This window comes from Flavivirga sp. 57AJ16, from assembly GCF_028736925.1.
In the GTDB taxonomy this organism is placed as follows: Bacteria; Bacteroidota; Bacteroidia; order Flavobacteriales; family Flavobacteriaceae; genus Flavivirga.
Genome location: NZ_JAQZAT010000032.1, coordinates 1 through 10,535 on the forward strand (window position 1 = coordinate 1; position 10,535 = coordinate 10,535).

A 10,535-nucleotide genomic window follows, 5' to 3' on the forward strand; every position below is an offset into this window, starting at 1 on the left:
GTCCAATCAACTCCTGAAAATGCACCTTGCCTAACGACTTCACCATTGATATAGACCACACATTCTGAACCAGAAATGGTAAATGCCAAGTGTACCCAATCCGTCGTTATGGTAGGGTCTATAGTTGCTGCCGCTCCACCATCGAACCAAGAATCGCCACTTCCATTGCCCACATTCAACTTGAACGTTTGATTGGTGGCGCCTCCTTCACGGAAAAACCTGAATCCATTGGAACGTTTGTTCTGTACATCAGGGTAATTGGCATTACCCGTATCTTCCGGTCCAATGACAAGAATACCTGCGCGATCTGGAACGGCATTTATCTTATACCACATGGTGGCACTAAATTCAGATCCTAACAATCCATCTGTTGGGAACGTTAAATAGGAATCGGCAGCTCCTGCATAGGCATTTGTGCCGACTTTGGCCTCACCAGCAAACTCAGGAGTCCCTACTTGAACGGCATCGGTTAGACTAATAGAATCTGTAAAATCCCCATCAAACGACAGATTAAAAATTTTGTCAGTTTGAGCCATTATATTTGTAACATCACTTTGTGTTATAGCACGGTTAAACAGCCTTAATTCGTCCATGTAACTCGAATCGGAGTGGTGTCCCCATTCGGTAAAACGTGGTGCCCCAGACATGATTGAAAGCACATCACAACCAGTCCAATCAACTCCTGAAAATGCACCTTGCCTAACGACTTCACCATTGATATAGACCACACATTCTGAACCAGAAATGGTAAATGCCAAGTGTACCCAATCCGTCGTTATGGTAGGGTCTATAGTTGCTGCCGCTCCACCATCGAACCAAGAATCGCCACTTCCATTGCCCACATTCAACTTGAACGTTTGATTGGTGGCGCCTCCTTCACGGAAAAACCTGAATCCATTGGAACGTTTGTTCTGTACATCAGGATAATTGGCATTACCCGTATCTTCCGGTCCAATGACAAGAATACCTGCGCGATCTGGAACAGCATTTATCTTATACCACATGGTGGCACTAAATTCGGAACCTAACAATCCATCTGTTGGGAACGTTAAATAGGAATCGGCAGCTCCTGCATAGGCATTTGTGCCGGCACGTGCATCAGTAATGAAACTTGGGCTCCCCAGCTCTGTGGCACTGCTTCCACTTACTGCTTCTGTATAGTCTCCGTTAAAAGACATATAAAATATTTCACCATCAAACAAAGGGGTGTAAGGAGGTGTATCTATTTTTTCAAAAACTGCCGTTTCAATAACGACAACATCATTGGTATCGGTAGCCGTAATTGTTAATGTATGACTTCCTGTGGTTAGGTTATCATATATTAAATCATCAACGTTAACAAGTTTACTGTCTGCAAACTCATTAATATTTGCAATCTCAACATCATCCATTTTTACGGTAATATTCGCAATCCCCAAATCATCTTCTACCTGAAATTGAATCGTGATAGTCGCTATTGCCTCTGTTGAACGAACAACACTTGATGCTTTAGGACTTGAAAGCGTGATTACAGGCCCGTCATAAGGAAAATCACTAAACTCAGGTCTTTCTAAGTCTTGACAACTAAAAAATAGGATCCCTATTATTAGTATACTGAAATATTTTAAATTTATATTTTTCATCATTTCTGTACTTTAAGTTTATTTTAATAATCTGGATTTTGAACAATAATTCCTCCTGATTGGTCGATTGCTTCTTGTGGGATCGGGTAAAGTGCATGCTTAGATTCATAGCCTAAACTTCCTAATACCGAAACGGCATCTCCCCAACGTACCAAATCGTAAAACCTATACTCTTCTAAAGCTAATTCTACTCGTCTTTCCTGCTTGATAGCGTCTCTTAGTGCACTTTGTGAAGCGGCACTTGTATTTGCAAGGCCAGCTCTTGAGCGAATTTGATTTATTAAATCGGCTACTTCAGATGGAGAGGCTAGACCTGACTCATTACCAGCTTCGGCAGCCATAAGAATGACATCTGCATATCTAATGATTTTAATGTTCTCCCACCTGTTACCATTTACCCCCAAGTCTGTACGGATATTATCCATAGTGTAGGCTTTTTTATTCCAATACATTTGTGCCAAAGGAGGGAAACCAGGTAAGGTGCCACTTCCAAAACCGCCATCGTCTTGACCAGATTCCAATATCGTATTAGCTTTTCTTAAATCTCCAGGCTCAAAAGCGTCAACTAGATCTTGAGTAGGTGTATTAAAACCCCAGCCCAAATTCCATTCTCCTGTTCCTCTAACACCCTGCGAAATAAAGTAATTATTACTAAATTGTTCGCCGTTTTCGGTTACAGTCTGTTGAATTTCGAAAATAGATTCAACACCATTATTTCCACCTCTTTCAAACAAATTAACCAAATTGGGGTCTAGCATATAAGCTCCAGAATCAATAACTTCATTGCACTTATTATAAGCCGCAGCCCAGTCTTGTTGATAAAGATATAACTTGGCCAATAGCGATTTAGCAAACCCAGAAGTAGCTCTTCCCGGGAAACTTGCCCATGTAAGTGGTAGGTTGTCTTCAGCAATCTCTAAATCTTCTTTGATAAAATTGTCCACGTCTGCAATTGAAGATTTTGGTGCAAAGGCATCAGATGGCACATCTATAGTCACTGTAATAATTGGAACTTCACCATAATCCCTACGCAACTCAAAATACATTAATGCTCTTATTGCTCTTGCTTCAGCATCGTTAATAAGACTGCCTTCATCTGTAGCTCCAGCTTCTGCTATGTTGTTTATGACTTCATTACATGCAAAAATAACTTCATAATGAGAGTTCCACCATCCAGTACTTAAGCCATTGGTGGCAATGTACTGGAAATCATTGAATGCGGTTCCGTTAGCTGCCGAATCTGCAGATGTGCTTCCTTTTTGCGAATCATCAGACCTTATGCTACCAAACCAGTATCTGTTCCAAGTTCCTATGTTTGTGGTTCTTGTTAAAGAATAAATGCCAAATACAGCAGCTTCTTGACCACCAACTCCTAACTCTTCATTGTTTGCCACTTCACCTAATGGCAATCGATCCAAGAAGTCGTCATGGCAAGACATAGGTGCCATAAACAAACATGTCAAGGAAAATATTTTTAATTTATCAATAAGTTTTATATTTTTCATGCTATTTTTTTTTAAAATGTTAAACTCAATCCAATTGTAGATATTACAGGCACTGGATAACCGCCACCATCAACACCAAAAGATGTTGGAGAGCCACCAGCTTCTGGCGTGAAACCAGAAGTTTCCTTCCATGTGTATAAATTCTGAATGTTAGCAAATAATCTCAATTGCTGTAATTTCAACTTTTCAAGAATTTTACTTTCAATACTATAACCCAATTGAACATTTCGTATTCTAAAGTAGCTACCGTCTTCAACCATATAGGTAGATGGTTGTCTATTATAATCTGTAGAAAACAGTCTGGGCTCCCAATTTGATGTTCCTGAACCATGCCATCTATTAGCTCTGTCTGACCTAAAATTAAATTGGGCAAAAGAACTTCCATTTCCCCAATTACGGTATATTTCATTGCCGTATACGCCTTGAAAATCCACATTAAAAGTAAAGTTCTTATATTTTAAGTTTGCATAAAAACCATAAGTAAAGTCTGGTGTTGGATTACCAATAACGGTTCTATCATCTGGAGTGATTTCTCCATCTCCATTAACATCCCTATATTTAAAGTCACCTGGTGCATAACTACCTAAAGTACTTGGCGGTAATGCTGCGATATCTGCATTAGATTGATATATTCCATCTACAATATAGCCATAAAAGTGCCCAATAGGCTCGCCAGTAATTGTTCTTGAGGCAGTACCATTGGCGAAAATTGCCGCATCTTCAAAAGTAGATAAAACCTCATTATTGATAGTGGTAATGTTACCACCTATAGAATAACTGAAATGATCATTAAAGTTCCCATCCCATGAGGCTTCAAACTCAAAACCTTTATTTTCAATCTCTCCAAAATTATCAAAAAACGTTTGTACACCTGTGTCAACAAAAACCAATAAATCCTCAGTTTTTCTATTGTAGTAGTTAACATTAAAAGTTAATCTGTTATCAAGCCATCTCGATTCCAAGCCGACTTCCCACATCTTTACAGTTTCCCATTTTAAATTAGGGTTCTCTTCAAATTTTTGGATAAAACCTGCAATAACATTATTTCCAAAAACCGCTGTGGCATCTTGATTAACACCTGGATAATATGGGTAGTTAGTAGAGTCTGGTAAGGCTTGGTTTCCTAATTCTCCAATGGACCCCTTCAACTTTAAGTAGTTTAAACTATTAACATGGTCCATAAAACCCTCTTGGGTAACCACCCAACCGGCCCCGACCGACCAAAAATTTTGTGCTCTGCTACCTGGCGCTAATTGTGATGTGGCATCTCTACGATAAGACGTATTTAATAAATATTTATCATCATAATTGTACAATGCCCTAGCTAAAAAAGAAGATGTAGCTCTATCGAATTGACTTGAATCTGAAGTTCTGGTAGAAGGGTCTCCATAAGGATATACATTTAAATACCAAAACCTTGGGTTATCAGGAATGATACCTACAGTAGAATTTGGATCATGTTCCACACTACCAGAAATACTTTCAACATAAACCTGTGTCGTTGTAAAACCTGCAACAGCATTTATATCGTGCTTACCAAATTCTCTTCTAAACGAAAGCAGATAGTCTTGTTGAAAATTAAACCCTGTGCTACTGGATTGATTTACCCGTGTTATTTGATTTCCATTAAAGTTTGCAATTTCATCTGTTTCAGATACATAAATTCCAACAATAGGCGTATAAGACCTAGACCTAAAGTTGTTATAATCTCCATAAATACTAGCTTTAAATGTAAAGTGTTGTAAAAAATCCACTTCGGCAAACAGGCTACCTACAAAACGATATCGCTCTGCAATACGTTTATTTTTGGTCAACTCTGCTACTAAAGAGGGATTTCCTATTTGTGGGCCACCAATTTCTACTGGCAATTGGTTATAAAGACCATTGAATTCTGGCCGTGTGTCAAAATGAACAGGATCCACTATCGGTGTGGCATTTAATGCCGAACCAAAGCCACCTTCGTTTGGAAGTTTATCTTGAAGGCCATTAATAGTCAGCCCCATTCTAAAATCATCGGTTAATTTATATTCATTAGTTAAATTAAAGGTAAGTCTTTGTAATTCCTCTTTTTTAACCAAGCCTTCTTCTTGTCTGTACCCCAAACCAAAAGAAAGTTTATTTCTTTCGGTGGCGTTTTGTATACTTAAATTGTTGGTTTGAATTAGGGCTGACTTATTTGCGATTCTATCCACCCAATCTGTATCTCCAGTAAATTGATTATAATAGGAAAAAGGGGCAGCTCCTTCATTTATCAATTTCTCATCGTAAAGCTGGCTAAAAAGTGCGGCATTAGCCAAATCTGGCTTGTCTGTAATGTTTTTAACACCAATTGAAGAGTTGAAATTTACTGTAAACTTTCCTTCTTTAGCTTTTTTTGTGGTAACAATAATAACACCATTTGCACCTCTTACTCCAAAAATAGCCAATGATGAAGCGTCTTTTAGTACTTCTATTGATTCAATATCGTTAGGATTGACAAAGTCAATGTTATCAGCAAAAATACCGTTCACAACAAATAATGGACTTACGTTATATCTACTGCTAGTCCCTCTTATTCTGATATCTGGATTTTGACCAACACGACCAGAGTTTACAACTGATAGGCCAGAAACCTTACCTTGTATGGAGGCAATAGGATTTGTTGCTGGTTTATCGGCAACTTCATCACCTTTAACACTCACAATAGAACCCGTTAAATCACGTTTTTTTGCTGTACCATATCCTACAACCACAACTTCGTCTAGAGAAGCTATATCTGGCTCTAATGACACATTAACAGTCGTTTGGTTTTGAATGGTAATAAGAACAGTTTTAAAACCTAAAGAAATAAACTCTAAAGTTTCTCCTTTATTCACATTGATTGTATAATTACCATCAAAGTCTGTACTTACGCCTCTCGCTGTTCCTTTTACTATTATGCTTACACCAGGCACAGGCATGTTATCTTCAGTATTTGTTACAATACCTTTTACTGATATATCTTGTGCGAAAACGTGAAATGAAAATAGAAAAATTAACAGTAAAGTAAATTTTGTTTTCATATAATCTTAGTTTAAAAAGTTAGTTTTTACTAATTTAAAGACTATATGAGTGCAAGTCGAAAAATGACCTACACATAAAATACGTCATAAACACAAAAACGCCAAAAATACATGTTGACGTATAACAAACCATTGCAATATTGCAAAAAATAAAGCTTTATAAGTTAAAATGGCGTATTAATGACGTACTAATCACATGTAGATTTCAACAATAAAAGAGGTGTTTTATGTGAAATTCTTCAAATAATCGGTCAAAGATTTATCATTTTCTAAATTTAACTTGCGCTTTAAACGATATCTTTGGGTTTCCAACCCTCTAATTGACACGTTCATTAGTGGTGCAATTTCTTTAGTAAGCAAATTCATTTTGATGTAAGCACAAATTTTTAAATCTTTATGTGTAAGCTTTGGATGTTTACTCTTTAATTTATTAAAAAATTCTTCATGGACTTGGTTAAAGTTGTATTCAAAAATTTGCCATTCGTCTTCATGACCTATCGAATTATCGATCTTTTTTAATAGTTTTTTGTAAGCAAGCGTATTTTGAAACCCAGGCCTACTTTTAATAAGCTCGTTTTTAATCTCTAACATGGATTCGTTCTTCTTTACTAATGCCATAGCAGTATTAGCTAACTGCTTACTTTTTAATTTAACTTCACTTTTCAATGATTCATTTTTTAACTGAACAATTTTCTTATCGTTCTCAATAGCTTTTTCTTTTAGTATAATTTCTTGCTCTTTTTTAAGCTTTTGATGAAGTAGTCTCTGTTCTTTAGCTATTTTCCTTTTATGGAGCCAATACATAATTATAGTTATCAAAATGGCGGTAATTAAATAAGAATATGTGTTTTTGTACCATGGAGGCAAAACCTTTAAATGAATTGTATTAATAGGAGACGTGTTACCAGAAATATTTACCGACCTAAAATTAATAGCATAATCATCGTTCCCTAAACGTGAAAGTTCCAGTTTTTCATTTTCCATTCGGCTCCAATTCAACGAATCTGAATTAGATATGGAGTATTCAAAAAAATGATTGTTGGAACTTGGTGATGAAATAGAGATACTTATACTCATATTAAAAGGAAGTTGATAGCTATTTGAATTACTAATTTCAACCAGATTTTTATCAATCTCAACACGTTCAATAATTGGTTTTTGTAGCGGGGCCTGTTTAACCTGTTCGGTTTTATTGATTATCATAAAACCTCCATATAAATTTAGGGCGTAAACAGAATCTTTTATTTGCGAAACGCTTTCGGCATCGACCACAAGTCTCTTTTGGAACAGCTTGTTTGGTAGACTTAAGTTGGTTTCTTTATTGGTTAATGAAAAAATGAAGCTTATTTTATCATTTTTATTTTTTGTAACTATGCCATCTGTATTGGGTTGTGAGATTATATCGGTTTCTTTTCCAAATGTTTTATTCAACAGATTGTTTGGAACAATACTATCAATTAAAGCTTCATACTTTTGCCATCCTTCGTTTGTTTTAAAACAAATGTCATTTTTAATATTAAATACCTTTACATTATACTCAGATAGGAGCCCTTTATCTTTGTAATCTACAATATCAATAATTTTTTCATACTCGCTATCAAATTTAATCTTGTATACGCCTTTATAAGCGTGTGCCACCCAAGCCGTATATTTATTCTCAAACACTAAATATTTTATGGGTATGGTAAAGTAATTTATTGGATTCGTTGTCGTTTTTAAATCTAAATGCTTTACATCCCATTTTCCGTTAATATATTTATACCTTACCAAACCAGCATAAGTACCTTGAATAAATATATTGTCTTGCTCAGGAACTTTTTTCATAACCCAACCTCCGGTAAAGCCTGATATTTTATTAAGTTTATTGTTTTCTACTAAAAAAGTACCATTGTTATGCCCACAAAATAGCTGGTTGTTTATCTGAATCAAGTCCCAAACTTGCCCTTGTGACTCTTCAACAAAGTTTAATTTATTATCATTTTCTTTTAGATAAAACAGCCCCGTATTACTTCCAATATATGTTTTGTTATCGTAGTTAATAATATCATAAACGGCACCTAATTCACCAGAATTATCATTGTAAAGTAAATAATTGTAGTTTAAGTCTATAACAGTCACACCATTATCTAAACCAACCCAAAGATTGTTATTCGCACCTAAACACAAACTTAAAACTGTACTGTTTTGAAGGCCGTTTTCTTTACTAATATGAAATAGTATGTCTCCAGATTTATTTGTTATATAGACTCCATTCTTAATGGTACCAAAAACCATATTGCCGTTTTTTAAGACTAGGAATTTATTAAGTTGATGTTCTCGAATTATGTTAGTAATTGGAGATTCCCAAACTTCTAGCTTATTATTACTATACAAAAAGCACCCTTTTAACGCCGTAGTTATTAAAAATTTCTGGTTCGATTCGGATATGGATATAATCTTGGTATTCGTTAATCTTTCAGTATTTTTTAATTGAATTAAAGTTTCTTCTTGCAGTGAAAAAATACCGTGCTCTAATGTTGAAACATAAATTGTGTCATTTATTTTACTACATGAAATGATTGTAGATTTTGGTCTGACTTTAACAGTTCTACCTTCTTTATATATATACAAATTAGAAAATGACCTAAAAAGAATGTTGTCTTCTACACTTAATATTTGCCAAAATTCCTCATCAACAGCATCATTATCTTCATTAAAGTTACTCAATGATGTATATTCTAAAACACCTTTTTTGGTTTTTTCCCAATATCCAAATTCTTCATATGATCCAGTATAAATGCGATTATTAATAGCTAATACAGATCTGATAATTGTTTTGTTTGGTAGTTGATAAAAATCCCATTTAACACCATCAAACTCCAATAAACCTTTATCATTGGCAACATATAGTTTTCCATTTTCGGCAAAAGAAACCCCCCAGTTTTGATTACCAGCATTAAATTCTGTTAAAGCATAATTTTGAAAAAACGGTGTATATTGAGCAAAAACAAATGGTGCCTCAACTAATAAAATCAATAAAATAATAAAAGCTCTAAATTCTATTTTATTTAATGTTATCAAACTCTTTAAATTAAGGATTACAGCAAAACTAATCTAATTAAAAATAAATAATTCTTTAATAATTTTATTTATTGTTGTCCGATTAAAACTATTGACTATTATTTGAAGCCCATCAATAATAGTATATGTAAAAGCATTACAGATTAGACGCCTTGCTTTTAATACCAGTAAATCTATCAAAAAATATTTAGGTTTCTGGATGTAATACTATAGTGGTGTCTCTGTTTGTCTGTTATACCAATTATGAATTAAAATGAGCTACAGAAAACGACATTGCTTTTTTGTTTTTGCCTGCTACGTGTTATTTGCATAGCCTAAGCTATGGAAATGATGAGTAAAGTGATAAAACGAATTAATGAATGAGTTTGAATTGCGTATTTTAATTCATAATTGGTATTAGTTAAAATCATGTCTTTGTTCTTGGTTCTAATAGCGAAGCGGTCTTTCGTCTTTAGTCGGACACTAATGATAAATTATTATATTTCCTAAACACTACTACCTGTATTTGTTCTGTTTTGAATATATAATAATTCTTTTTAGTAATATAGTTAGTCACACAATTTTTAAAAAACAATGACTAAATCTTTAGAGATTATTCTAAAGTTTTTATACTAATTCCGTTTTTTGCAGGATTTGGATATACGCTAACCTTTGCTGTTTTAAAATCATTACCTACACTTATTCATTATAAGTTTTGCTCTATTTATTATTTCCTGTGAAAAGGAAGATCATCCTAATATGCCTAAAAATGAAGCTTTGGAGATAAGCAATTAAACTTTTAATGCTTCAGAAGAAATTTTAGATTTGGCAACTTTTGACCTTAGATTTATTGTACTGTACTGGTATTTATATTTTCCTTTTATACCAATTATGAATTAAAATGAGCTACAGAAAACGATATTGCTTTTTTGTTTTTGCCTGCTACGTGTTATTTGCATAGCCTAAGCTCAATGTCATTAAGTTAAGGCCGTAATGTCAGTCTGAGCGCAGTCGAAGACCTATTGGAGTTCTAGTTTTTATTAGCATTTCGACTTTAGTTTATGCTGAGCGCCCGCCTACCGGACCTACGGTGTACCCACATTTTTTTTCAATATAAAGAACAAAAGCTTATTTCTCTTTTTACTTACTTTTAGCTCACTGATCTTATTTGATAAATAGGTGTTCGTGAATCTTCGATTTTGCTCACTGATCTTATTTGATAAATAGGTGTTCGTGAATCTTCGATTTTGCTCACTGATCTTATTTGATAAATAGGTGTTCGTGAATCTTCGATTTAGCTCACTGATCTTATTTGATAAATAGGTGTT

General features: G+C 34.6%; 4 protein-coding genes. All 4 read right to left on the minus strand.

Features of this window, described 5'->3' with window-relative positions; translation table 11 throughout:
• The coding region (locus PQO00_RS20090; protein ID WP_274186644.1) for a LamG domain-containing protein at positions 1 to 1,625 on the minus strand (1,625 nt) is incomplete at its 3' end.
• 20 nt (positions 1,626 to 1,645) lie between these two features.
• Positions 1,646 to 3,127 (minus strand): RagB/SusD family nutrient uptake outer membrane protein, encoded by a 1,482-nt coding sequence (locus PQO00_RS20095; RefSeq protein ID WP_274186645.1) that lies wholly within the window; start codon positions 3,125 to 3,127, stop codon positions 1,646 to 1,648.
• An 11-nt stretch (positions 3,128 to 3,138) separates the two neighbouring features.
• Positions 3,139 to 6,168 carry a TonB-dependent receptor gene (locus PQO00_RS20100; protein WP_274186646.1) on the minus strand — a complete coding sequence of 1,010 codons (3,030 nt, stop codon included), beginning with the start codon at positions 6,166 to 6,168 and terminating at the stop codon, positions 3,139 to 3,141.
• Between the two features lie 225 nt (positions 6,169 to 6,393).
• On the minus strand, positions 6,394 to 9,228 hold the full coding sequence (locus PQO00_RS20105; protein ID WP_274186647.1) for a transcriptional regulator: 2,835 nt from the start codon (positions 9,226 to 9,228) through the stop codon (positions 6,394 to 6,396).
• Positions 9,229 to 10,535 lie beyond the last annotated feature (1,307 nt).

Coding starts and splice junctions, on each gene's coding strand:
- PQO00_RS20100 (WP_274186646.1), bottom strand. CDS start 6,168: ATGAAAACAAAATTTACTTTACTGTTAATTTTTCTATTTTCATTTCAC.
- PQO00_RS20095 (WP_274186645.1), bottom strand. CDS start 3,127: ATGAAAAATATAAAACTTATTGATAAATTAAAAATATTTTCCTTGACA.